Origin of the sequence: Veillonella sp. 6_1_27, assembly GCF_000163735.1 — a bacterium.
GTDB classification, from domain to species: domain Bacteria; phylum Bacillota; class Negativicutes; order Veillonellales; family Veillonellaceae; genus Veillonella; species Veillonella parvula_A.
The window spans coordinates 546794-572285 of sequence record NZ_GG770216.1 but is presented as its reverse complement, the minus strand read 5'-3'; the positions used below and the strand labels follow the sequence as shown (position 1 = coordinate 572285).

19 protein-coding genes are annotated in these 25492 nt (G+C 40.6%); 2 read left to right on the top strand and 17 right to left on the bottom strand.

Translation table 11 applies throughout. The annotated features are described in order from the left end of the window. From HMPREF0874_RS06410 to HMPREF0874_RS06390, 5 genes are all read right to left on the bottom strand, one after another. Window positions 1-264, bottom strand: a 264-nt coding sequence (locus HMPREF0874_RS06410) for a GTP-binding protein (RefSeq protein WP_008602504.1), incomplete at its 3' end; no start/stop codon positions are given. A gap of 50 nt (window positions 265-314) precedes the next feature. Next, window positions 315-2390: an elongation factor G gene (fusA, locus tag HMPREF0874_RS06405; RefSeq protein WP_004693557.1), complete on the bottom strand. Its 2076-nt coding sequence runs from the start codon at window positions 2388-2390 to the stop codon at window positions 315-317. Between the two features lie 15 nt (window positions 2391-2405). Continuing rightward, window positions 2406-2876, bottom strand: a complete 471-nt coding sequence (gene rpsG / locus HMPREF0874_RS06400; protein WP_004693556.1) for a 30S ribosomal protein S7 — start codon at window positions 2874-2876, stop codon at window positions 2406-2408. Window positions 2877-2928: 52 nt separating this feature from the next. Further along, on the bottom strand, window positions 2929-3303 hold the full coding sequence (gene rpsL, locus HMPREF0874_RS06395) for a 30S ribosomal protein S12 (RefSeq protein ID WP_004693554.1): 375 nt from the start codon (window positions 3301-3303) through the stop codon (window positions 2929-2931). A gap of 76 nt (window positions 3304-3379) precedes the next feature. Further along, complete coding sequence (locus tag HMPREF0874_RS06390) at window positions 3380-3625, bottom strand: ribosomal L7Ae/L30e/S12e/Gadd45 family protein (RefSeq protein ID WP_004693552.1); 246 nt, start codon at window positions 3623-3625, stop codon at window positions 3380-3382. Between the two features lie 355 nt (window positions 3626-3980). On the opposite strand from HMPREF0874_RS06390, the gene HMPREF0874_RS06385 reads away from it, so the two are divergent. After that, on the top strand, window positions 3981-6002 hold the full coding sequence (locus HMPREF0874_RS06385) for a BCCT family transporter (RefSeq protein ID WP_004696751.1): 2022 nt from the start codon (window positions 3981-3983) through the stop codon (window positions 6000-6002). Window positions 6003-6262: 260 nt separating this feature from the next. On the opposite strand, the gene rpoC is transcribed toward HMPREF0874_RS06385, so the two are convergent. From rpoC to HMPREF0874_RS06370, 3 genes are all read right to left on the bottom strand, one after another. Then, window positions 6263-10465 (bottom strand): DNA-directed RNA polymerase subunit beta', encoded by a 4203-nt coding sequence (rpoC, locus tag HMPREF0874_RS06380; RefSeq protein WP_008602498.1) that lies wholly within the window; start codon window positions 10463-10465, stop codon window positions 6263-6265. Window positions 10466-10494: 29 nt separating this feature from the next. Next, window positions 10495-14655: a DNA-directed RNA polymerase subunit beta gene (rpoB, locus tag HMPREF0874_RS06375; protein WP_039965253.1), complete on the bottom strand. Its 4161-nt coding sequence runs from the start codon at window positions 14653-14655 to the stop codon at window positions 10495-10497. Between the two features lie 330 nt (window positions 14656-14985). Then, entirely contained in the window at window positions 14986-16401 is a 1416-nt protein-coding gene (locus HMPREF0874_RS06370) for an aspartate ammonia-lyase (protein WP_004696758.1), read from the bottom strand. Between the two features lie 294 nt (window positions 16402-16695). On the opposite strand from HMPREF0874_RS06370, the gene HMPREF0874_RS06365 reads away from it, so the two are divergent. Next, window positions 16696-18336 carry a glycosyltransferase family 39 protein gene (locus HMPREF0874_RS06365; protein WP_039965251.1) on the top strand — a complete coding sequence of 547 codons (1641 nt, stop codon included), beginning with the start codon at window positions 16696-16698 and terminating at the stop codon, window positions 18334-18336. Between the two features lie 41 nt (window positions 18337-18377). Here the strand turns inward: HMPREF0874_RS06365 and rplL are convergent, their stop codons facing one another. The 9 genes from rplL to tuf form a co-directional block, all read right to left on the bottom strand. Continuing rightward, the gene (rplL, locus tag HMPREF0874_RS06360; RefSeq protein WP_008602493.1) at window positions 18378-18746 is read right to left on the bottom strand and encodes a 50S ribosomal protein L7/L12; all 369 of its coding nucleotides are present in this window, start codon (window positions 18744-18746) and stop codon (window positions 18378-18380) included. A gap of 70 nt (window positions 18747-18816) precedes the next feature. Further along, window positions 18817-19314: a 50S ribosomal protein L10 gene (rplJ, locus tag HMPREF0874_RS06355; RefSeq protein WP_008602491.1), complete on the bottom strand. Its 498-nt coding sequence runs from the start codon at window positions 19312-19314 to the stop codon at window positions 18817-18819. 175 nt (window positions 19315-19489) lie between these two features. Next, window positions 19490-20200, bottom strand: coding sequence for a 50S ribosomal protein L1 (rplA, locus tag HMPREF0874_RS06350; RefSeq protein ID WP_004693536.1), 711 nt, complete (start codon window positions 20198-20200; stop codon window positions 19490-19492). Between the two features lie 76 nt (window positions 20201-20276). Beyond that, on the bottom strand, window positions 20277-20702 hold the full coding sequence (rplK, locus tag HMPREF0874_RS06345; protein WP_008602487.1) for a 50S ribosomal protein L11: 426 nt from the start codon (window positions 20700-20702) through the stop codon (window positions 20277-20279). Window positions 20703-20811: 109 nt separating this feature from the next. Further along, entirely contained in the window at window positions 20812-21348 is a 537-nt protein-coding gene (gene nusG / locus HMPREF0874_RS06340) for a transcription termination/antitermination protein NusG (protein WP_008602485.1), read from the bottom strand. A 13-nt stretch (window positions 21349-21361) separates the two neighbouring features. After that, the gene (secE, locus tag HMPREF0874_RS06335) at window positions 21362-21583 is read right to left on the bottom strand and encodes a preprotein translocase subunit SecE (protein ID WP_004693531.1); all 222 of its coding nucleotides are present in this window, start codon (window positions 21581-21583) and stop codon (window positions 21362-21364) included. A gap of 43 nt (window positions 21584-21626) precedes the next feature. Beyond that, on the bottom strand, window positions 21627-21776 hold the full coding sequence (rpmG, locus tag HMPREF0874_RS06330) for a 50S ribosomal protein L33 (RefSeq protein WP_004693530.1): 150 nt from the start codon (window positions 21774-21776) through the stop codon (window positions 21627-21629). 276 nt (window positions 21777-22052) lie between these two features. Then, window positions 22053-24290, bottom strand: a complete 2238-nt coding sequence (locus HMPREF0874_RS06325) for a nitric-oxide reductase large subunit (protein WP_004693527.1) — start codon at window positions 24288-24290, stop codon at window positions 22053-22055. Window positions 24291-24625: 335 nt separating this feature from the next. After that, window positions 24626-25492 (bottom strand): elongation factor Tu (tuf, locus tag HMPREF0874_RS06320; RefSeq protein WP_039965249.1); only part of this gene is annotated, 867 nt, incomplete at its 5' end.

The window sequence follows — 25492 nt, the reverse complement described above, 5'->3', positions numbered from 1 at the left end:
ATAGTCAGCATGGCCTGGGCAGTCAACGTGTGCATAGTGACGGTTAGCAGTTTCATACTCAACGTGTGCAGTGTTGATTGTGATACCGCGTTCGCGTTCTTCTGGAGCTTTATCGATCATGCTGTAATCTTGGAAGTCAGCTTGACCTTTTTCAGCCAATACTTTAGTGATTGCAGCAGTCAAAGTAGTTTTACCATGGTCAACGTGACCGATTGTACCGATGTTAACATGCGGTTTCGTACGTTCAAATTTTTCTTTTGCCATTTTAAATTATCCTCCGAGGAAAATAGTAATTCTATTAATCTAATATGAGATTAACCGTTTTTCTTTGCTTGAATTTCTTCAGCAATTTTCTTAGGAACTTCTTCGTAATGATCGAATGTCATGGAGTAGTTACCACGGCCTTGCGTTTTGGAACGAAGGTCAGTTGCGTAACCGAACATTTCGCTCAATGGAACATATGCTTTGATATGTTGGGAACCATTACGAGCTTCCATGCCGTCCATGCGACCACGACGAGAGTTCAAGTCACCGATAACGTCGCCCATATATTCTTCAGGAACGTCTACTTCTACAGCCATGTATGGTTCAAGCAATGCAGGATCTGCTTTGCGAGCACCTTCTTTGAAGCCCATAGAACCAGCAATTTTGAAGGCCATTTCGTTGGAGTCAACGTCATGGTAGGAACCATCAAATACGATAACTTTAACATCAACCATAGGGTACCCAGCGATAACACCGGATTCCATAGCTTCTTTAACACCGCTTTCAACAGGTCCGATGTATTCACGAGGAATCGCACCACCTACAACCTTGTTTTCAAACTCGAAGCCAGCACCTGGTTCTTGAGGAATCAATTCCAACCAGCAGTGACCATATTGACCACGACCACCAGATTGACGTACGAATTTACCTTCAGCCTTAACAGCTTTACGGATAGTTTCGCGGTATGCTACTTGAGGTTTACCTACGTTACAATCTACTTTGAATTCACGGTTCATACGGTCAACGATGATATCCAAGTGAAGTTCGCCCATACCGGAGATAATAGTTTGACCTGTTTCTTCATCAGTACGAACTTTGAAAGTAGGATCTTCTTCTGCCAAACGAGCAAGAGCTGTACCCATTTTTTCTTGGTCAGCTTTTGTTTTAGGTTCAACAGCAACGGAGATAACTGGTTCAGGGAATTCCATGGACTCAAGAATTACAGGAGATTTTTCATCACACAATGTGTCGCCTGTAGTAGTATCCTTTAAGCCAACCGCCGCAGCGATGTCACCAGAATATACGCGTTCGATTTCTTTACGGGAGTTAGCGTGCATTTGAAGAATACGACCGATACGTTCTTTTTTACCTTTAGTGGAGTTGAAAACGTAGGAGCCGGATTCCAATGTACCGGAGTACACACGGAAGAACGCTAATTTACCAACATAAGGGTCAGCCATGATTTTGAATGCCAACGCAGAGAATGGTTCTTCATCGGAAGAAGGACGAGTTGTTTCTTCTTCAGTACCAGGAACAACACCCTTAATAGGTGGGATATCGATTGGAGCTGGCATGTAATCGATAACAGCATCCAATAACATTTGAACACCTTTATTTTTATAGGAAGAACCGCAAAGAACTGGGAATAATTGGTTAGCAATAACAGCTTTACGCAATGCCGCTTTCAATTCTTCCACAGAAATTTCTTCGCCTTCCAAATATTTCATCATGATATCATCATCTGTTTCAGCGATAGCATCGATCATCATTTCGCGACGAGCTTCTGCTACTTCTTGATATTCAGCAGGGATATCAGTGATTTCATATTCTTTACCGTCATCGGATTTATAAATTTCCGCTTTCATAGTCATCAAGTCAATGATGCCTTCAAAAGTATCTTCAGCACCGATTGGTACTTGAATAGCTACGGAATTTGCACCCAAACGAGCTTTCATCATATCAACTACGTTGAAGAAGTCAGCACCTACAGTATCCATCTTATTTACATAAGCGATACGAGGTACGCCGTAGTTAGAAGCCTGACGCCATACTGTTTCGGATTGAGGTTCAACGCCACCTTTAGCACTGAACACCGCAACAGAACCGTCAAGTACACGTAGAGAACGTTCTACTTCTACAGTAAAGTCAACGTGACCAGGAGTATCGATGATATTGATACGATGTTCTTTCCATTGACAAGTTGTTGCAGCAGAAGTGATTGTGATACCACGTTCTTGCTCTTGCTCCATCCAGTCCATCGTAGCAGCGCCTTCATGTACTTCGCCGATCTTGTGAACGATACCTGTATAGTAGAGGATACGTTCTGTAGTTGTTGTTTTACCAGCATCGATGTGAGCCATGATACCGATATTACGAGTTTTTGCTAAGGAAAACTCTCTTGCCACAGTTGTCACCTCTTATTACCAACGATAATGAGCAAATGCTTTATTAGCTTCTGCCATTTTATGAGTATCTTCTTTTTTCTTGATTGCAGCGCCTGCATTGTTGAAAGCGTCCATCAATTCGCCTGCCAAACGTTCTTTCATAGTGCGTTCACCACGAAGACGAGCATAATTTACAACCCAACGAATACCGAGGGTTTGACGGCGATCAGCACGAACTTCAACTGGCACTTGATAGTTCGCACCACCGATACGGCGAGCACGCACTTCAAGTACAGGCATAACATTTTTCAATGCTTGATCAAAAACTTCCATTGGGTCTTGACCCATTTTGGAACGAATAATTTCGAATGCATCATATACGATAGTTTCAGCAATGCCTTTTTTACCATCGTACATAACTTTGTTAATGAAACGTGTTACTAATTTGCTGTTGTACACCGGATCTGGAAGTACATCACGTTTCGGAACAGGGCCTTTTCTTGGCATGTTCAATTCCTCCTTTATAATGATGTGTGTTAATTTCGTTTAATGGCTAAAATTATTTTTTAGCTTTTTTCGCGCCGTATTTGGAACGACTTTGCATACGATTTTGTACGCCAGCTGTATCCAATGCACCACGAACGATGTGATAACGCACACCTGGAAGGTCTTTTACACGACCGCCTCTGATAAGTACAACACTGTGTTCTTGTAAATTGTGACCAATGCCTGGGATGTAAGCAGTTACTTCAATAGCGTTTGTCAAACGTACACGGGCAACTTTACGAAGCGCGGAGTTTGGTTTCTTTGGAGTAGCTGTGTACACACGAGTACATACACCACGTTTTTGTGGAGATTCTTGAAGGGCAGGAGCTGTAGACTTTTTAGTCAAGCTCATGCGGCCTTTGCGTACTAGCTGATTAATTGTTGGCATTTGGGCACCTCCTTTCCAAATTTGAGATTTATAATTGATCCGTCATAACAAAGTGTTACATCGGATATTACCAAGATTAACGTAGGACGCCTACAGCTGTGGCCCGCACCTTAATGCGACACGCACGACCGAGATCATCCATGGTGTGTTTGTCATTCACAGGTATTCCCTGTTCTTCACAAGCAATCCGTAAAGGCTGTACCACACGTTCATCACTATCACAACCCAGGAACACGTACTTCACAGCACCTTTAGCAATTTGTTTCAACGTTTGCTTGGCACCGATTGTTTTGTTCACCGACTTCAGATGGGCAATGTCCATTGTACTAATTCTCCTTACGAAATTATGCCCATTAGGCATACCTCGCCTAAAGCACTATGTAAGTATATCAATTACAGCAGTCCATGTCAAACAATTTCCAATGTCACACACCGCTCTACAGCTGCATTTTATGTGTACACTCATCCGTGTGTTTCATTCAATCTTAAATTATAAATGAAGAGTGATTTTTTATTCATATATTATTATTTTCATGTATAAATAATCATTCTATGCATTTGCTATTATTTTTTCTTTTACCAATTATGCAAAATTAATATAAACACCATTTTATTATGATATAAATTAATACAGAACAAATATTTGTATTTATAAGTTACTAAAGAAAGGAGATTATATGATTAAACTCATTAAACGTTATTCAAACTTTAATCCCCCTGTAATTATAGGTAGCTTGTCTATCGTCTTAGGGCTGAGCTTATGTGCCCTTCTGATTCCGCAAATATCTCAAACGATCCTCCAAGGGATTCGTGATATTATATTTGAAGATTTCAGCTGGTTTTATGTTTTATCCATAAGTCTCTTCTTTATCTTCAATATCTTTCTTGCACTTAGTTCGCTAGGTGACATCAAACTTGGTAGCGACGATGAAGAAGCGGAATTCTCTTATACAGCTTGGCTCGCCATGTTATTTGCGGCAGGTACAGGTGTAGGTCTCATGTTCTTCGGTACTGCTGAACCGCTCTCACATTATCACTCCGCTGTAGGCTTAGTCGATGGTGCTCCTAGCGCCAAGGAAGCGTTATTCCGCTCCATCTTCCACTGGGGCATCAATGCATGGACGGTATACGGAATTATGGCTTTAGCATTAGCGTATTTTGGTTTTCGCTATAAGTTGCCTTTATCACTACGTTCATGTTTCTATCCGCTGTGGAAGGATAAGATCAATGGCCCACGAGGGCACATTATCGATATCATCGCACTTTGTGTAACTTTATTAGGTATCGTAACCACCTTAGGATTTGGTGCGGCCCAACTAGGTGCAGGGTTCCTATATATTGATATCATCTCCACTAATGACTTTTCCGCCCAAACGGTCATCATTATCATCATTATGTCCATTGCCGTTCTATCTGCTGTTACAGGTATTGATAAAGGCGTTAAGCTGCTCAGCGAAATTAATATATCTGTTGCATTAGTCTTAATGCTTTTTGTACTCTGTGCAGGTCCTACATTACTCCTATTAAATACAATGGTAGAAAACTTTGGATACTATCTATCACATATTTTAGGGCAAAGCTTCTATACATCTATCTATACACCAGAAACCCGTCCATGGTTCTTCAGCTGGACCATACTATTCTGGGCTTGGTGGTTATCTTGGGCACCATTTGTGGGCATGTTCATTGCGCGTATTTCAAAAGGTAGGACTATTCGAGAGTTCATCTTTGGGGTACTCATTATTCCAACTGTTTTTACTATCGTTTGGTTTACTATCTTTGGTAATACTGCAATTTATATCGATGAAACAGTAGCAAACGGTGCACTCGGTGCATTAACCGATAAACCAGAACAACTACTCTTTGCATTCCTTGAATATTTACCATTATCCAGTTTAACTAGTCTTCTATCAATTATCGTATTAGCATTATTTTTTATCACATCTGCCGATTCAGGCATTTATGTGTTAAATAATATTGCGGCCTATGATAAATCCACTTCATCTCCAAAGTGGCAATGCTTAATGTGGGGCTCTGTAATGTCCTTTCTTGCCATCAGTTTGCTCAGCATTGGTGGGCTTAATGTACTACAATCGGTAACGCTCATTCTCGCCTTACCATTTGCAGCCTTGATGGTTATCATGTGCTACAGCTTATGGCAAGGATTATTAACAGATACGCAATACTTTAACACAAAACTTTCAACCACATCCATCTACTGGGACAGCAAGAACTGGAAACAAGGTCTTGCCAAAATACTCAACCAAACGCAATCGGAAGATGTTATTTCCTTTATGAAAACAACAGCATTGCCTGCTATGTATCAGCTCAATAAAGAATTAACCGAAGAGTACGGATTAACTACGAGAATTGACAAACATTTCAATGGTAACGACGCCTCCGTAGAGTTAACCATCGAAAAAGAATCAATGCGCAACTTTACCTATGGCATCAAACTCGTTACGCAAGAGGTATCGGATCATCTCATCGAAGATCCTAACATTCCTCACATTACTGAAAGTACCAACGCAATTCCTATGACATATTTCAGTGACGGACGCGCCGGATACGATGCGCAGTATATGACACGGGAGGATATCATTACCGATATCATTCGTCAGTACGAACGATATCTTACTTTATCGGATGACGTCGGTTATGACATCATGTCTCATGACGCGGAAGAAACAGCTGAATAGTTTTCATACCACAACCTTAACAAAGTATCATTTTATTTAACAAACTGATACTAACACATATCATGAAATCCTCAATTTATATAAACCTATAATTATAGAGACATATAATCATAGAGCTCATACACATATATCTCTCAAACCAATAATACCTATAACAAAAGGGTGCACCTCGCAGGTGCACCCTTTTTATTATGTCGCACAATATCAACTATGCAACAAGTCTATACAGTTAATATAGCTTAACGGCTAATCCAAAGTAATTAATCTTCAGACATAACCTCTTCCGTAATATCAATGATTTCAGGTGTATTTTTTACAACTTCAATCTTACGGTAACGACTCATGCCTGTACCAGCAGGAATCAACTTACCGATAATTACGTTTTCTTTCAAGCCCAATAATGGATCGATTTTACCCTTGATAGCAGCGTCGGTAAGAACACGTGTTGTTTCTTGGAAGGACGCAGCGGACAAGAAGGAGTCCGTTGCCAAAGCAGCTTTCGTAATACCCAATAGCGTGCGTTTGCCTGTAGCATTTTCACGACCATTGAGAGTAAGACGACGGTTTTCTTCGTCAAAGGTATTAACGTCCACCATATCCCCTGGAAGCATATCCGCATCACCAGCTGTTTCAATTTTAACTTTATGAAGCATTTGACGAACGATAACTTCGATATGTTTATCGTTAATTTCTACACCTTGGGATTTGTATACTTTTTGTACTTCGTATACGAGGTAACGTTGAGTTGCTTCAGTACCCATAACACGCATGATGTCATGAGGATTGATGGAGCCTTCAGTCAAACGAGCTCCCAAGGATACCACATCCCCGTCTTTAACGATGATGCGGGAGCCGTAAGGAATGAGGTAATCAAGTTCAATACCATCTTCACCAGTGATAAAGATAGTGTTCGTACCTTTCTTACCTTCATTAGGTACAACACGAACTGTACCTTCATTTTCAGCGATGATAGCATTACGTTTTGGTTTACGAGCTTCGAACAATTCTTCGACACGTGGCAAACCTTGTGTAATATCATCACCTGCGACACCACCAGTATGGAATGTACGCATTGTCAACTGAGTACCAGGTTCACCGATGGATTGTGCCGCAATAATACCAACAGCTTCACCAACTTGAACTTGGTTGCCAGTTCCTAGATCACGACCATAGCACTTGCGACATACGCCATATGGGCTACGACAAGTCAATACGGAACGGATTTTTACTGTTTCATAGTGTTTTACAACTTCATCAGCTAACGCCTCTGTGATTTCACCATTAAGAGGAACGATGACTTCGCCAGTTTCCTTGTTAACTAATTCTTCAGCTGCAATACGACCTACGATACGGTCTTTTAATGGCTCGATAACACCAGTGCCTTCAACGATAGCTTCCACTTCAATACCATGGATTTCATTGTTCCGCACTTGTACTTCTTTTACATCGGAGTTAAGGATAGCTTCGATGCCTTCTTCAGTAAGACGTGTATCAGCTGGGAAGATTTCTACCCCTTCGCTGTCAACGATTGCTTGTACAGTATCCTTGTTCAACATATTTTGAACCATAGTTTCTTTCAATGTTGCACGGATGCTATCGTCGCTTTCACCAAGAATAATTTTTTGAACCAAGTTAGTATGGTTAATATCGCTATCAGAGCCCAAATGTGCACCGCGCAATGCGATAGATGTAACACCAGCTTCAGCAATATCTGCCAAGCATTGTTCATCCAAGATAGTTTCAGCTGGTACAACAAGTTCCCCTGTTTCAGCATTCACAACATCTTTATCTAAAACGCGACCAATGAGTTTATCTTTAAGCAATTCTAATGCTTGACGTGGGGATGTAGCCAAGCGAGCACGTTCACGAACGAGATCGATACCTACAACGTCACAATCGTCCTCACGAACGATTACATCTTGAGATACGTCAACAAGACGACGTGTCAAGTAACCAGAGTCAGCTGTACGAAGCGCTGTATCGGCCAAACCTTTACGAGCACCATGAGAGGATGTAAAGTAATCCAATACAGTCAAGCCTTCTTTAAAGTTTGCTTTAATTGGCAAGTCAATGATTCGACCAGATGGATCGGCCATCAAACCACGCATACCAGCAAGCTGACGAATTTGTTGTTTATTACCGCGGGCACCAGAGATAGCCATCATATAAACAGGGTTAAAGCCGTCTTTATCGCACGCCATATTATCCATCATCGCATCGGTAACATCTTCTGTTGCCTTTGTCCATAATTGGATAGTTTTACGGTAACGTTCTTCTTCTGTAATAAGACCACGGCGGTACATACGAGATACTTTTTCTACCTCTTGTTCCGCTGTATCTAACAAGCTAGTTTTAACTTCTGGTACTTTAATATCAGCAATAGCTACAGTCATACCTGCGCGACGAGCGAAGGAGTAACCCAAGGACTTGATGCGGTCCAATAATTCTGCTGTTTTTTCATTACCAAACAATTGGAAACATTGATCAACCAATTTACCAACTGTTTTCTTATCCATAACCTTACCTAAAGAGTAAGTGCCATCTTCACGTTTCTCGTATTGCCACAATTCTGGGAATAAAGCATTGTTGAAGATCAAGCGACCTGCTGTTGTTTCTACACGGCCATGATCAGGTAAACGGATATAAAGAATATCTTGCAAACCAATGATATGAGACTCATAGGCAAGCATAACTTCATCATAGTTAGCAAATGTTTTTGCTTTATCACGAGTATCTTCGCGTACAACTGTTAGGTAGTATGTACCTAAGATCATATCTTGAGAAGGTACTGCTACTGGCTTGCCGTCCTTAGTAGACAAAATATTATGGCTAGAAAGCATCAATGTACGAGCTTCCGCTTGTGCTTCTACGGACAATGGTAAGTGACACGCCATTTGGTCACCGTCAAAGTCGGCATTGAAGGCTGTACATACTAATGGATGCAATTTGATAGCACGACCTTCCCAAAGGATTGGTTCGAAGGCTTGGATACCAAGTCTATGCAATGTAGGGGCACGGTTCAAGAGAACTGGATGTTCTTTAATTACCTCTTCCAAGGATTCCCACACGCCAGGGCCAATTCTTTCAACTTGGCGTTTAGCAGCCTTGATGTTGGATGCTTGACCGCGTTCCACCAAACGTTTCATAACGAATGGTTTGAACAATTCTAATGCCATTTCTTTTGGCAAACCACATTGGTGCATTTTAAGTTCAGGACCTACTACAATTACGGAACGACCGGAGTAGTCAACACGTTTACCGAGCAAGTTTTGACGGAAACGACCTTGTTTACCTTTAAGCATGTCGGACAAGGATTTCAATGGGCGGTTACCAGGACCTGTAACAGGACGACCGCGACGGCCATTATCAATCAATGCATCAACCGCTTCTTGAAGCATGCGTTTTTCGTTGCGCACGATGATATCAGGAGCACCCAAGTCGAGTAAACGTTTCAAACGGTTGTTACGGTTGATAACACGACGGTATAAATCGTTGAGGTCAGATGTAGCAAAACGGCCACCATCTAATTGGACCATAGGACGCAATTCAGGTGGGATTACAGGAACGATGTCCATAATCATCCATTCTGGACGGTTCCCAGATTGACGGAATGCTTCTACTACTTCCAAACGACGAACTGCACGGATTTTACGTTGACCACTAGCAGTGTTCAACTCTTCGCGCAATTCAGCATTTAATGCTTCAAGATCAAGTTCTGATAAGAGAGCTTTTACCGCTTCAGCACCCATGTCGATACATGCGAAGAGAACCTCTTCAGCAGCGCCTAACTCATAGCGTTCTTCGCGAGTTAATTCTTCGTATTCCTTATCAGCTTCTGGTATTGTTGCATCATCACGAAGAGCCGCATTATAGCGCTCTTTGCGTTGTGCTTCACGAACAATAGCTAAACGTTCATTACGTTGAGCCACTGTTTCGATTACGACGGATTTACCACCGATAGTATAACCGTCTTCATTAAATTGAGCTTCGTATTCGCGGTATTCTTGCTCGGACAACAATTGACGTTTTGTCAATGGTGTACCGGCTGGATCTACTACGATGTAGGAAGCAAAGTATAATACGCGTTCCAAAGAACGTGGTGATATGTCAAGGATAAGACCCATACGGGATGGGATTCCTTTGAAGTACCAAATGTGAGATACAGGAGTAGCCAATTGAATATGGCCCATACGTTCACGACGTACTTTCGCACGAGTAACCTCTACACCACATTTGTCGCAGACTACGCCTTTATGACGGATGCGTTTATATTTGCCGCAGTGACATTCCCAGTCCTTTGTTGGTCCAAAAATGCGTTCACAGAATAGACCATCACGTTCTGGCTTCAACGTACGGTAGTTAATTGTTTCAGGTTTCTTAACTTCCCCATGAGACCAAGATAAAATCTGCTCTGGAGAGGCTAAACCGATTCGCATGGAATCGAATTCATTTACGTCTAGCACTACTATCGCTCCCTTCCTTATAGATAGTTTTAGTCTTCATCGTTAGAGGAGTCGCCCATTGGGTACGCCAATTGGCTAAGGATATCATCTTCACCGCCATTATCAGCTGGTAATTCTTCCTCTTCCTCTACTTCTGGTTCTACTACAGTTACTTCATCAGTTTCTACAGCACTGCCTTCCATAACTTCTTCAATACCAGTTTCTACCACCTCATCTTCGTCCTCAAGTTCTTTCATAACAACTTCTTCTTGATCTTCATTCAAGATTTTTACATCGAGACCGATACTTTGAAGTTCTTTAAGCAATACCTTGAAGGACTCAGGTACACCTGGTTCAGGGATGTTTTCGCCTTTAACGATTTTTTCGTATGCTTTCACACGACCAACAACGTCGTCAGACTTAACAGTTAATAGCTCTTGAAGGGTATAGGCTGCGCCATATGCTTCTAGAGCCCAAACTTCCATTTCCCCGAAACGTTGGCCACCGAACTGAGCTTTACCGCCCAAAGGTTGTTGTGTAACAAGGGAGTACGGACCTGTAGAACGAGCATGGATTTTGTCATCAACCAAATGATGGAGTTTAAGCATGTAAACGTAACCAACTGTAACGCGGTTATCCATCGGTTCACCAGTACGACCATCATATAGAACAGTTTTACCATCATCAGGACGACCTGCAATCGCCAATGTTTCGAATACGTCCTTTTCGTGAGCACCATCAAATACAGGTGTAGCAATATGAATACCTGCTACATCTGGTTTTGGCATGCCATATTTGTCAAAATCATAGCCAAGGCTTTCCAACTCTTTGCGAATTTCAACGCGTTTTTCTTCAGCAGAGTGAATGTTGTTAAGAGTATTCTTGACTTTGCTAATTGCCTCTAATTCTTCTACAAGCGCAGGATCCATTTCAGGAGCCTCTTCTTCAGAATCAAAGAATTCTACATGAAGTGCATTGTATTTAGCTTCAATAGCTTTAAGCTCTTGGAAACGAGCTTCGCCACCCATAGCATCCAATTTCTTTTGCGCTGCTGCTTCTACATGTTTTAAAATTTTAGTTTTCAAAGCAATGATTTGCTCATTTTCTTCGAAATGATTTACCGTAACATCTTCCGCAACTTTCGCTTCCAATACCTCAATTTGAGCATAAAGGTCGCGGATTGCATCGATTTGTTCCCAGTAAGATGCATCAGTACGGGCTTCTTTCAACACGTTTTGAATGTGGAGGTCCGTAGCTTTGATTTTCATACCTAAGCCTTGAACAGCCCACCCCAAGTGAGTTTCAAGAACCTGACCGATGTTCATACGAGAAGGTACGCCCAATGGGTTCAATACGATTTGTACTGGAGTACCATCTGGAAGGAATGGCATATCTTCTTTTCTCATAACGCGAGAAACGACACCTTTGTTACCATGACGGCCCGCCATTTTATCGCCTTCATGAATCTTACGTTTTTGAGCGATATATACGCGAACAAGTTTATTTACACCTGGTTGTAATTCGTCGCCATTTTCACGGGTGAAGACTTTTACATCTACGACTTTACCAGATTCGCCATGAGGCACGCGCAAAGAAGTATCGCGAACTTCACGTTCTTTGTCACCAAAAATAGCACGCAACAAACGTTCTTCTGGAGTAAGCTCAGTTTCACCTTTTGGAGTAGCTTTACCTACAAGGATATCGCCAGGATGTACTTCTGCACCAATGCAGATAATACCATCTTCGTCTAAGTTTTTAAGTGTGTCGTCACCTGTATTAGGCAACTCACGAGTAATTTCTTCAGCACCTAATTTGGTATCACGAGCATCACATTCGTATTCTTCAATATGAATGGATGTATAGATATCTTCTTTGCAGAGTTCTTCACTAAGCAAGATAGCATCTTCGTAGTTATAACCTTCCCAAGGCATGAACGCTACAAGAACGTTATAACCTAATGCCAATTCGCCGCCATCTGTAGCAGGACCATCAGCCAATACTTGGCCTTTTACAACATGGTCCCCACGATTGACGATTGGTTTTTGGTTAAAGCACGTGGATTGGTTAGAACGAAGGAATTTATTCAAATGGTATGTATCAACACGACCATCGCTGTCGCGAAGAACGTGGATTTCATTACCCCAACAACGTACAACTTTACCTGCTTCACGCGCCAATACGCAAACACCAGAGTCAGTAGCTGCTGTATATTCCATACCTGTACCAACAAGTGGTGCTTGAGCGCGCAAAAGTGGTACCGCTTGACGTTGCATGTTCGCACCCATCAAGGCACGGTTAGCATCGTCATTTTCAAGGAATGGAATCATAGCTGTACCAATGGATACAACTTCTTTTGGACTAACGTCCATATAGTCAACCTTATCTGGTGTAACTTCCAATACATCATGACCACGACGACAAGCAACATGTTCAGTTGTGAAGTACCCCTCTGCATCAAGCGGAGAGTTTGCTTGGGCAATTGTCATGCCTTCTTCTTCATCAGCAGTCATGTATACTACGCTATCAGATACGCGCACTTTAACAACTTTATCAGCATCCTTGCCTTTACCATACACTTTTTCTACTTTACGGTATGGTGCTTCAATGAAACCAAATTCGTTTACCTTTGCATAGTTGGACAAGGAGTTAATCAAGCCGATGTTTGGACCTTCTGGAGTTTCGATTGGACACATACGGCCATAGTGAGAGTGATGCACGTCACGAACTTCGAAACCTGCACGCTCACGAGACAAGCCGCCAGGGCCAAGGGCAGATAGACGACGTTTGTGAGTCAATTCCGCCAATGGGTTTGTTTGGTCCATGAACTGAGACAATTGAGAAGAGCCAAAGAATTCTTTGATAGCTGCCACTACAGGGCGAATATTGATCAACGCTTGAGGCGTAATGGATTCAGTTTCTTGAATTGTCATGCGCTCACGAACAACACGTTCCATACGAGTTAAACCGATACGGAATTGGTTTTGCAACAATTCGCCTACGCAACGAAGGCGACGGTTACCCAAGTGGTCGATATCATCTGTATGACCTGCACCATCCATAAGGTTGAGCAAGTAAGAAATGTTAGCGATCATGTCTTCACGTGTTACTGTACGGTGATCATATGGTAAGTTGCAGTTATTACAGATAACTTTAGACTCTACACCATCATTATTTACGATATAGAATTCAGCAAAACCTTCACCATCGAAAACATGGCTATTAGCAACGATATCAAGTTGTTCTTCCCCAACTTGTACGCCTGCATCAAGGATAATTTCGCCAGTTTCTGGATCTACAATTGGTTGAGCTAATGTTTGACCCAACATACGTTGGCGCCAGCCAAGTTTTTTGTTCAATTTATAACGACCAACGCGCGCTAAGTCATAACGGCGTGCATCGAAGAACAAGTTATCGAACAAGTTACGAGCAGACTCTACAGTCGGAGGCTCGCCTGGACGTAATTTTTTATAGATTTCAACCAATGCTTCATCAGCAGATTGAGTTGTATCTTTTTCTAATGTACGAACGATGCGTTCATCATATACTGGTAAACCATCCTCATCAGTTTTACCATTCCAGAAGAGGTCGAGGATACTTTCATTCGTATCCCAACCTAATGCACGTACCAATACAGTAGCTGGTAATTTACGGTTACGGTCAATACGAACAGCCACCACTTCACTAGCATCTGTTTCAAGTTCAATCCATGCACCACGGTTAGGAATAACTGTGGAATCATACAAACGGTTACCCATTGTATCGATTTCTTTATTGTAGTAAACGCCTGGAGAACGTACTAATTGGGATACGATAACACGTTCTGCACCATTGATGATGAAAGTACCTGTATCCGTCATCAATGGGAAATCGCCCATGAAGACTTCTTGTTCTTTAATGTCCATATTTTCTGGATCATTATTTACCAAGCGAATATTTACACGAAGTGGTGCTGCGTAAGTAGCATCACGGTTTTTACATTCATTAATATCATACTTAGGTTCACCTAAGCTGAAACCTTCAAAAGAAAGTACTAGATTACCTGAATTGTCTTTAATCGGAGAAATATCGTTGAAAATATTTTGTAAACCACTCTCCAAGAACCACTCATACGATTTACGTTGAATGTCCAATAAATGCGGCATCTTGATAACTTCGTTAATTTTAGCGTACGTATAACGAGTTCGTTTGCCTACCTGTTCAGGTTTGAACATATTTGCTTTCACCCCTATCAAAACACACTGGTCTACCATTTTCTATAACGGCATGAAAAAGACATCTTACAGGTCTCAGTTTTCCTGCTCGGGCAACGTCAAATAAAGCAAGGTCCATTTCATTTTTAAAATAACCTTGCTTCCCATTAACCAAGCACAACCTTGGAAGAAAACCTCATCACTATTTGTGTTATAGTTTTTACATCCAAAAGCAGAAAACGCTACTTTTGCAATATATAATTCTATCAGTATTAAAAAAGACTGTCAACCAAAAGGGTTGACAGTCTTTCATTTTCATGCTTTATTCATGTATCAAAAGAGAACCATAAATTAGTTGCCTTTTTGTTTTAAAAGATTCGCACCAGCGATACCAGGGCGAGTCATTTCTTTAGGAGAAAGAATATGATTAATTTCATCCTCAGTCAATAAACCTTGATCCAAGATGATATCGCGAATAGCTCGACCTGTTTCATACGCTTCTTTCGCCAATGCAGAAGCTGTTTCATAGCCAAGATGTGGCAACAATGCTGTTACGATACCAACGGAACGATTCAACCAGTACTCGCATTGTTCACGGTCTACTTCAAGATCAACAAGCAATTTATCAACGAATGTATTTACACCGTTTTTGAGATAGCAAAGATTATTGAACAAGTTGTATGCCAATACAGGTTCCATAACATTTAACTCGAATTGACCATTTTCTACAGCTAATGTAATAGTAAGGTCATTACCGATAACTTGGTAACACACTTGATTCAATACTTCAGCGATAACAGGATTTACTTTTCCTGGCATGATAGAGGAGCCTGGTTGACGGGCAGGCAATTTTAATTCACCAATGCCACAGCGAGGTCCAGATGCCATTAAGCGGAAATCATTTGCCATCTTAATCAACACAAGTGCAGTTACCTTCAAACCGCTAGAGATATCAGCAAATACATCTGTATTGTTTGTGGCATCGATTAAATTCTCCGCAGTGTAGAACGGTTCGCCTACTACTTCGCTTAATTCGTACGCTACATCATGAATATAATTAGGTTCAGCATTAAGGCCTGTACCAACTGCAGTGGCCCCCATGTTGATTACATGTGCACCTTCAACGGCAGATTTAATACGTTTAATACCACGACGAATACCAGATGCATAAGCGCCCATCTCTTGTCCCAATGTAATAGGCACCGCATCTTGTAAATGAGTACGCCCCATTTTTAAAATTTCACTATATTCTTCAGCTTTTTTCTCAAGCTCATCAACAAGACGTTGCAAAGCTTCAAGTAACGGTTTAGATTTCAAAATTGCACAAACTTTAATCGCTGTTGGGAAGGCGTCATTTGTAGATTGTGCCATGTTACAGTGATTGTTAGGGCTTACAATATCATAGCTACCTTTTGGATGGCCTAAAATTTCACAAGCACGATTTGCCAACACTTCATTCATATTCATATTCACAGAAGTGCCAGCACCGCCTTGAATTGGATCAACTGGAAATTGGTCAGCAAATTCACCTGCAATAACTTCATCAGCTGCTTGAACAATCGCTTTACCGATAGATACATTGAGACGACCTGTTTTCATATTAGCTAAAGCAGATGCTTTTTTTACCATCGCTAGAGCTTTAATAAAATCTTGGTCTAAATGTTTCCCTGTAATATGGAAGTTTTCTAAGGCACGAATCGTTTGTACACCATAATATAACTCATCCGCTACTTCTAATTCACCTAGGAAATCATGTTCTTTTCTCATAATAGATCCTCTTTCCACTATTTCATATATTAGATGATAGTTTAATGAAACGGTTTTATCTTATGCGCTCATTATAGCATGTATTTTGTATACATAAAAGTCATTTCATGTATTCCGAATAAACAATATTCTATACAATATATTATTTCATAAATAATTATTTTTTTGTAACTATCTCCATATTATCTCCATATTATCTCCATATTTATAAAGGCTATGTTTTTATCTTTGATTGGTTTAAATATTACACGCCCTATAGTACAATAATATAAACTATGTAAGTAAGGAGTAACTATGATTAACAATCACATGCTGCGCATAGGTGCGCTCTTTTTATTAACCGTTTTGAGCTACGGCTTTTATAATGCCTATTTGCCAATCACTGATCCGGTGGAGTCCAACTATGTTCTCTCCGCCATCACCATGCTAAAACATAACTCATGGATATCCCCTATGATATACGATCACGTATGGTATGATAAACCACCGCTCACCTATTGGGCACTTATGATTACGTACAAACTATTTGGCATATCAGACTTTACATCTCGTATACCGAATACGCTTGTTGCGGGAGCCAGCGTAGCCCTAATGTATCATATAATTTACCGCATATCTAAAAATACTTTTGCTAGTGTACTCTGTGCTATTCTATTAATGAGTACACTACAGTTTTGGTACATATCTCATGCAATTATAACCGACGGATTTCTATTTCTCTTCACCCTAGCTATATTTGGATATAGTTATTTAGCATTTACCAACAATGACAAGTCAGCTATGGTGAAAGCTTACATTGCTGCGGCCTTAGCTGTAATTACCAAAGGACCTATAGGCATTATCTTACCTGGGCTGATATTACTTATTTATATATGTGCACGCTACGCCATCCATAGAAAAGATGAAAGATATCAGCTTTTAAAGGATATAAAATTACTATTTAATCCCTTGGGACTATTAGGCTTTATAGCGATAGCTAGCCCTTGGTATATTGCTATGTATTCCATTCACGGTGAGCAGTTTATTTCTGGATTTTTAGGTCTACACAATGTAGATCGAGCCCTTGTATCCGAGCATCCTAAATTTAATGTATGGTATTACTACCTATTAATTGTGCCCCTTTCACTATTACCCTGGACACCGCTAACAGTCTATCATTTAAAAGATATTGACTGGAAAGATGAATTTGATCTATTAGGTATTATATGGTTTATAGTTATAGTACTCTTCTACTCTCTAGTAGCTACAAAGTATCTAACTTATACCTTACCTGCCATTATCCCTTGTATAATATGGGCGGCTATAAAAATTTGTGAATTAATTACTGACAAAGAGACCGGTGAATTTACTCAATCATTCAAAAAGTTTAATTATGTAGTTACATTGCCACTATGTATTTACTACCTGATTTTTACATTTGCTACAGCTTTTGATAAAAGTCTTGATAGTAAACCGTTAATCATAGGGTCCTTTATTATAGTATGTATGATTTTAATCGGCCGATACTACATAACATCATTTTTTAAACTAGCAATATATGCTTTAGTTCCACTAATTACTTTATACTCGGCTATTACGATTACGGTACCACCGATATTATTTAATCAGTCTGGTTTACAGTTCAAAACGTTCATCGAAGATACATCAAAACCAATATATATATATGGCAGTTACTATACTTCTATTGTATATTACATGGACACTACACCTACCCAAGTTTTTGTAGATACGACAGATGATTCTATATGGACCGAAGGCAAAACATTGATGCCTACAATAACTAAAGAAACATTTTTAAGTAATACATCAAATAATCGTGGTTCCTATGTTATCGTTCCTAAAAAATATGACAAGGATTTCTCTAATGCATTACCGTATCCAAAGGCAAAATTAGTCAACAAAACAAAACTCGCATCAATTTATAAGCTTCAATAAAAAAGGCGTACCCATAGGGTACGCCTTTAATATGGTTAGAATTATTTCAATTCTACGGATGCGCCAGCTTCTTCTAATTGAGCTTTCAAAGCTTCAGCAGCTTCAGCAGCAACGCCTTCTTTTACAGGTGCAGGAGCGCCGTCAACGATAGCTTTAGCTTCTTTCAAGCCAAGACCAGTTGCTTCACGAACAACTTTGATTACGTTGATTTTAGATGCGCCAGCATCTTTCAAGATTACGTCGAAGGAATCTTTAGCAGCGCCACCTTCAGCACCACCAGAAGCTGCTACAGCTACAGGAGCTGCTGCAGTTACGCCAAATTCTTCTTCGATTGCTTTTACAAGATCATTAAGTTCAAGGATTGTTGCTTCTTTCAATTCAGCAACGATGTTTTCAATGTTCAATGCCATTTTAGATTTCCTCCATAAATTAGTTTATAGTGCCAGCCTCAAGCGGCCAACGAATACTTTGCAAAAAATATTATTCTGCAGGTTTTGCTTCTGCAACAGCTTTGACAGCGTATGCAACATTGCGAACAGGAGCTTGCAATACGGAAAGCAACATGGAAAGCATACCTTCGCGGTTTGGAAGAGATGCAATTGCTTTAACACCTGCTGCGTCCATAACTTCGCCTTCAACGATACCAGCCTTAACTGTTACAACTTCTTTTTCAGTTGCTTTGATGAATTGTTCAATTACACGAGCAGGTGCAACAGCATCGTCTTTAGAAGTAGCCAACGCAGTTGGACCTTCTAAATGCTCAGCGAAACCTTCAAGATTCAATTCGTTTGCAGCGATACGAGTCAAAGTATTTTTGATTACTTTGTATTCAACACCTTCAGCCAACATTTTGCGACGAAGATCAGTTGCTTGCGCAACAGTTAAACCAGAGTAACCAATCAATACAGCACCTTTTGCTTCAGAAAGAGTTTCTTTCATTTGAGCAACGATTGCTTTTTTTGATTCAGTGACAGCCATTAGATTACCTCCTTGTAGATTTTTTTGGTGCTCTATGTACTATCTTAGCGTAAAAACGACCCCATCGCACGCGATGAGGTCGTAACTAGTCCTAGGTTGTTCTAGTGTCAGCCTCAGCGGGCGGATTTTCATCCATTATACATACCAGCCGTCTACAGCTAAGAGACATATTTAATTATTGCTCTTTGGAAACAGTGCTCAATTTGAACACGTTCAAAGGTACACCAGGGCCCATTGTAGCGGACAAGGTTACAGATTTAATGTATTGACCTTTAGCTGCTACAGGTTTAGCCTTGATAATAGTATCAACGATTGTACGGTAGTTGTCAAGTAATTTTTCTTCATCGAAAGATGCTTTACCGATAGAGCAAGAGATAATACCTGCTTTATCAGTACGGTATTCGATTTTACCAGCTTTGATTTCGTTTACTGCACGAGCAACGTCTGGAGTTACTGTACCAACTTTAGGGTTTGGCATCAAGCCTTTAGGACCCAAAATTTTACCAAGACGGCCAACTTGACCCATCATGTCTGGTGTAGCAACTACTACGTCGAAGTCGCTCCAACCACCTTGGATTTTAGCTACTAACTCTTCAGAACCTACAAAATCTGCACCAGCTTCTTCAGCTGCCTTAATATTGTCGCCTTTTGCGAATACAAGAACGCGTTTAGTTTTGCCAGTACCATGAGGCAATACTACTGCACCACGAACTTGTTGATCAGCGTATTTAGGGTCGACATTCAAGTTGAAAGCAATTTCAACTGTTTCATCGAAATTTGCAGTTGCAGTTTTCTTAACCAACTCAATTGCTTCTACTGGTTCGTAGAATTTACCAGCTTCAATAAGTTTTACTGCTTCAGCGTATTTCTTACCTACTTTTGCCATTATAATATCCTCCTTATGTGGTCAAACGGGAATTCCCTCCCACCGATTTGCGCCTTATGCGCAAGTCGTACGCTTATTAGTCAACGATTTCAATGCCCATGCTGCGAGCAGTACCTTCCACCATGCGCATACCTTGTTCTACGGTATTAGCATTCAAGTCAGGCATTTTCAATTCAGCAATTTCACGAACTTTATCGCGACCTACTTTTGCTACTTTATCACGGTTAGGCACACCAGAACCTTTTGAAATACCTGCAGCTTTTTTCAACAATACTGCAGCTGGTGGAGTCTTAGTGATGAAGTCGAAGCTACGATCTTCATATACGTTAATAACTACTGGAATAATTAAGCCAGCTTGTTTAGCAGTACGTTCGTTGAATTCTTTTGTGAAAGCAACGATGTTAACACCTGCTTGACCTAGTGCAGGACCAACTGGTGGTGCTGGAGTAGCTTTAGCGGCTTCAATTTGTAGTTTTACTTGTTTAACTAATTTCTTAGCCATGGGTAATTAAACCTCCTATGCTTATACTGTGGTGGTAACGGATATATATCCTCCCACTGGCAACCAAAATCGATTGCTCTTTTTAGAGTTATATTATTATATTTATATATTAAAGAGCTTTCTCAACTTGAGAGAACTCTAACTCTACCTCGGTATCTCGATTGAACATTTCTACGCTAAGTTTCAATGTTCCTTTATCAGGGTTAAGTTCGGTAATAACACCTAGTTTATCTTCAAAGGCACCGGACGTAATGCGAACCGTTTCACCAACTTCTACATCAACGTTAATGGTTGGTTTCTTATCCAAGCCCTGAGACTTAAGTATATGTTCTACTTCGGAATCAGAAAGTGGAACTGGTTTTGTAGCAGAGCCAACGAAACCTGTTACACCTGGCGTGTTGCGTACAACATACCAAGAACGGTCATTAACTTCCATTTCCACCAATACATACCCAGGAAATATCTTACGTTTTACTACTTTTTTAACCCCATCTTTTTCATCTATTTCGTCTTCAAGAGGCACCAAAATTCGGCTGATCACATCTTGTAGCCCCATAGATTGAACTTTAAGTTCAAGAGTGGTTTTTACTTTATTTTCGTAGCCTGAATAGGTATGAATTACATACCACTTCTTATCTGCTTCCATGTAATGGCCCCCCTTATCCAACAAAGTGCAACAACGTATTAAAAAGTTGGGCAAAGAGTCCATCAAGCACAGAAATAATCAAAGCGATGAATATGGTCACTAAGAATACTACTATTGTGTAATTGATAAGCTCTTTTTTTGTTGGCCAGACTACTTTTTTTAGTTCAGCTTTCACACCGCGGAAGAATTTTCCAAATCCACCACGCTGCTGCACTGCTGAGTTAGACTTTGCCATTGTGTTTCACATCCTCAAATCAACAGGTAATGAATGATAAGAATTATTTTGTTTCACGGTGTAATGTATGTTTACCGCAGAATTTGCAATATTTCATCATTTCAATACGATCAGGATTGTTCTTTTTATTCTTGTTCGTTTGATAGTTGCGTTGTTTGCAATCTGTGCAAGCTAAAGTAATGGCATTACGCATCCGGATACACCTCGCTTTATATTTACTAATCTGTCTCTTGTACTCGAAAACGCTCGACTACATACTAAAAAACTATATCATACGTAGCAAGCGATGTCAAGAAATTAAGCAACTCAAAAAAGCCAGGCACGTATGCCTGACATGGATAGTATAACAGACAATGGCGCCCCTTGTCTACCCAAAGAACGCCATGTCATATTAGCTTATAGTTAGCTTATATGTCTATATATTATATTTAATATTATATTTACATATTTACTATTATTGCTTTGTTTATTACTGTTTCTTTGTGAAAGTTACTTTCACGATTTGCCAGAAGAAGGCCAATGCCCCCAATATCATGATGGTATCACCAACCATACGAAGCCAACGCAAATTTTGTAACAATGGTTGTTGCATAAAATCTTCGCTGCGAGCGAGCCATAAGCCTTGTGTAACACTTGCCCAACTTTGAATCAAGCCAATTGGCAATAGGCTGATGAGAACCATTAACGCAAGGCCCCAATTCAATGCCCAGAAACCGAATTTCATCAACTTGTCGTTAAATTCCACTTCAGGTCGAATATAACGAGCGATGAGGAATACAAAGCCTAAACTCAAGAACCCGTATACGCCGAACAACGCCGTATGAGCATGAACAGCTGTCGTATTTAGACCTTGAATATAGAACAAGGAAACCGGCATATTAATTAAGAAGCCGAAGATACCTGCACCCACCAAGTTCCAGAAGGATACGGCAATGAAGCAGTATACAGGCCATTTTAGTCGATGCATCCAAGGAGCACTATGAAGACGTGTATAATTTTCAAACGCTTCATATCCCAAGAGTACAAGAGGCACTACTTCCAACGCGGAGAACGATGCCCCTGTGGCCACGATAGTCGATGTAACACCGGTGAAATAAAGATGATGGAATGTACCAGGGATACCGCCGATAAGGTAAATAGCACCAGACGAAATCGCTGCTATGGTACCTGCACGGTAAGATACGAGACCAAGTGTTACGAAAATAAAGGCCATCAACGTAGTAGAGAATACTTCAAAGAATCCTTCTACCCAAAGGTGAATAACCCACCAGCGCCAGTATTCCATGATTGCCAAGTGGCTGTGTTCTCCGTAGAAAAGACCTGGTCCATAGAAAATACCGACCATCACAACGGAGAAAATAAAGGCAGCAATAAGGTTTTTATCCCCTTTATTTTTGAAAGCACCAATGATGCTGCGCACCATGAGTACAAGCCAAAATAGAATGCCGATATATTCAATCCATTGCCATACGCGCCCCAACTCGATAAACTCATATCCTTGGTGACCCAAGTAGAAGTTTAGAGACGCCGGAATCTCATGAGCAACACCTAAATATGTACCTGTAAAGGAACCCACTACCAACACAACGAGTGCCCAGAACAAAATATCCACGCCCAATTTTTGGAACTTAGGATCTTTACCGCCATTAATAATCGGCGCCAAGAATAAACCGGCACTCAAGAATGCCATCGCAATCCAGAACAAGGATGCTTGAATATGCCAAGTACGAGCAATAGAATATGGGAAATACTGCGCCAATGGAATGCCATAGAAAGCCTGTCCTTCTACGGTGTAGTGCGCAATGATACCACCCATACCAAGTTGGAGTAAAAATAATGCCAAAATCGTAAATAAATATTTTCCTAAAGACCGTTGAGATGGTGTGAGATGCAATTTGGAAATTGGATCTTCCGCAGGCGGTGTTAATTCATGTTCATCTTGTTTGCGACCGAATGCCCACATCCATACGACAATACCAATACCACAAAGTAAAATAATAACACTCACAACAGACCAAGCTACGCTTTCTGGTGTTGGATTATGATCTAACAATGGCTCGTGAGGCCAATTGTTGGTGTATGTTGCATCTGTACCAGGACGTTGAGTCGATGCCATCCACGTAGTCCAGAAGAAGAATCGTGCCATATCAATACGATCTTTTAATTCTGGCAACGTATTGTCTTTCATCGCAAAATGATCGCGTGTTTCGGACAATTTAGGGTTATCACCATACAGTTCAATAAAATATTGTCCGGTTAAATTCATCGCTGTAATACGTTCCGGTGAAAGCACAACAGTTCCATCTTCACGAACAGCACTGTTAAAGTACTCTGCTTTAACTGCTTCTTTAACAGCCGCTTTCTGCACATCACCTAACTGTTCATAAAGAACACCAAAAGCTTCTTGAGACTTGATATCAAGCATTACGGACACTTCTTTGTGCAACCAATCAGCTGTCCAGTCCGGGGCTTGATATGCGCCATGACCTAGTACGGTCCCTACAGATTGACCACCTGTAGATTGCCAAGCCGATTGACCATGTAAGATATCATCCTTAGTGAATAAAACCTGTCCATCTTGAGATACATACGCGGTTGGTACCGGTGGCGCTTGATGATATACATCAGTACCCAAATAGCCAAGAATAGAGAATCCAATAATAAGAACTGCTACTACGGCTATCCAATACTTTTTGTATTCGCCCATCACATTACCTCCTTTTCTATAAAAGCACAAAAAGAGAGCCTATGCTCTCCTCATATATAATATACACTAATTTTATAAATAAAGTTGTATCTAAGGTTACAATATATTAAAATTTCTTCTCAATTTGTATCAATAGTATGATTATCCTTTGAAGCCTGAATACAACGTATATGTCACCTTACAAAATCATCATTGTTTCAATATATTAGCGATTCAATTCTATACTCTTAATCATCAATATATACAAAATAAAAGGGACCCATTGGGTCCCTTTTATTGAATCTAAAATTCAATTATATAGCTAATGTATCGATACATTGAGCTATAAACTTGTATTAACCTTCGATTTCTGTTACTACGCCAGCGCCTACTGTATGGCCACCTTCGCGGATCGCAAAGCGAAGACCTTCTTCGATAGCGATTGGAGTAATCAATTCGATTTCCATTGTTACGTTATCGCCAGGCATACACATTTCTACACCTTCAGGAAGATTTACAACACCTGTTACGTCTGTTGTACGGAAGTAGAATTGTGGACGGTAGTTGGAGAAGAATGGAGTATGACGGCCACCTTCTTCTTTAGTCAATACGTATACTTCTGCTTTGAATTTTGTGTGTGGGTTGATGGAACCTGGTTTAGCCAATACTTGACCACGTTCGATGTCTTTACGATCAACACCACGAAGCAATGCACCTACGTTGTCACCTGCTACTGCAGAATCCAACACTTTACGGAACATTTCAAGACCTGTTACTACGTATTGTTCAGCTTTTTCTTTCAAGCCTACTACTTCAACTGTATCACCAACGTTTACTTGACCACGTTCAACACGGCCAGTTGCTACTGTACCACGACCAGTGATTGTGAAAACATCTTCCACAGGCATCAAGAATGGTTTATCAGTGTCACGAACTGGTGTTGGGATGTAGGAGTCTACAGCGTCCATCAATTCGTCAATCTTAGCTACATATTGAGCGTCGCCTTCCAAAGCTTTCAACGCGGAACCTACAACGATAGGTACTTCGTCGCCAGGGAATTCGTAGGAAGAAAGAAGTTCACGAACTTCCATTTCTACCAATTCGATCAATTCTTCATCGTCAACCATGTCAGCTTTGTTCAAGAATACTACGATTGCAGGAACACCAACTTGGCGAGCCAACAAGATGTGTTCGCGAGTTTGAGGCATAGGGCCGTCAGCTGC

What these genes read in the sequence shown, in the direction of transcription:
- rpsG (WP_004693556.1), bottom strand. Translation starts at nt 2,876, where the DNA reads ATGCCAAGAAAAGGCCCTGTTCCGAAACGTGATGTACTTCCAGATCCG.
- rpsL (WP_004693554.1), bottom strand. Translation starts at nt 3,303, where the DNA reads ATGCCAACAATTAATCAGCTAGTACGCAAAGGCCGCATGAGCTTGACT.
- HMPREF0874_RS06390 (WP_004693552.1), bottom strand. Translation starts at nt 3,625, where the DNA reads ATGGACATTGCCCATCTGAAGTCGGTGAACAAAACAATCGGTGCCAAG.
- HMPREF0874_RS06385 (WP_004696751.1), top strand. Translation starts at nt 3,981, where the DNA reads ATGATTAAACTCATTAAACGTTATTCAAACTTTAATCCCCCTGTAATT.
- rpoB (WP_039965253.1), bottom strand. Translation starts at nt 14,655, where the DNA reads ATGTTCAAACCTGAACAGGTAGGCAAACGAACTCGTTATACGTACGCT.
- HMPREF0874_RS06370 (WP_004696758.1), bottom strand. Translation starts at nt 16,401, where the DNA reads ATGAGAAAAGAACATGATTTCCTAGGTGAATTAGAAGTAGCGGATGAG.
- HMPREF0874_RS06365 (WP_039965251.1), top strand. Translation starts at nt 16,696, where the DNA reads ATGATTAACAATCACATGCTGCGCATAGGTGCGCTCTTTTTATTAACC.
- rplL (WP_008602493.1), bottom strand. Translation starts at nt 18,746, where the DNA reads ATGGCATTGAACATTGAAAACATCGTTGCTGAATTGAAAGAAGCAACA.
- rplJ (WP_008602491.1), bottom strand. Translation starts at nt 19,314, where the DNA reads ATGGCTGTCACTGAATCAAAAAAAGCAATCGTTGCTCAAATGAAAGAA.
- rplA (WP_004693536.1), bottom strand. Translation starts at nt 20,200, where the DNA reads ATGGCAAAAGTAGGTAAGAAATACGCTGAAGCAGTAAAACTTATTGAA.
- rplK (WP_008602487.1), bottom strand. Translation starts at nt 20,702, where the DNA reads ATGGCTAAGAAATTAGTTAAACAAGTAAAACTACAAATTGAAGCCGCT.
- nusG (WP_008602485.1), bottom strand. Translation starts at nt 21,348, where the DNA reads ATGGAAGCAGATAAGAAGTGGTATGTAATTCATACCTATTCAGGCTAC.
- secE (WP_004693531.1), bottom strand. Translation starts at nt 21,583, where the DNA reads ATGGCAAAGTCTAACTCAGCAGTGCAGCAGCGTGGTGGATTTGGAAAA.
- rpmG (WP_004693530.1), bottom strand. Translation starts at nt 21,776, where the DNA reads ATGCGTAATGCCATTACTTTAGCTTGCACAGATTGCAAACAACGCAAC.
- HMPREF0874_RS06325 (WP_004693527.1), bottom strand. Translation starts at nt 24,290, where the DNA reads ATGGGCGAATACAAAAAGTATTGGATAGCCGTAGTAGCAGTTCTTATT.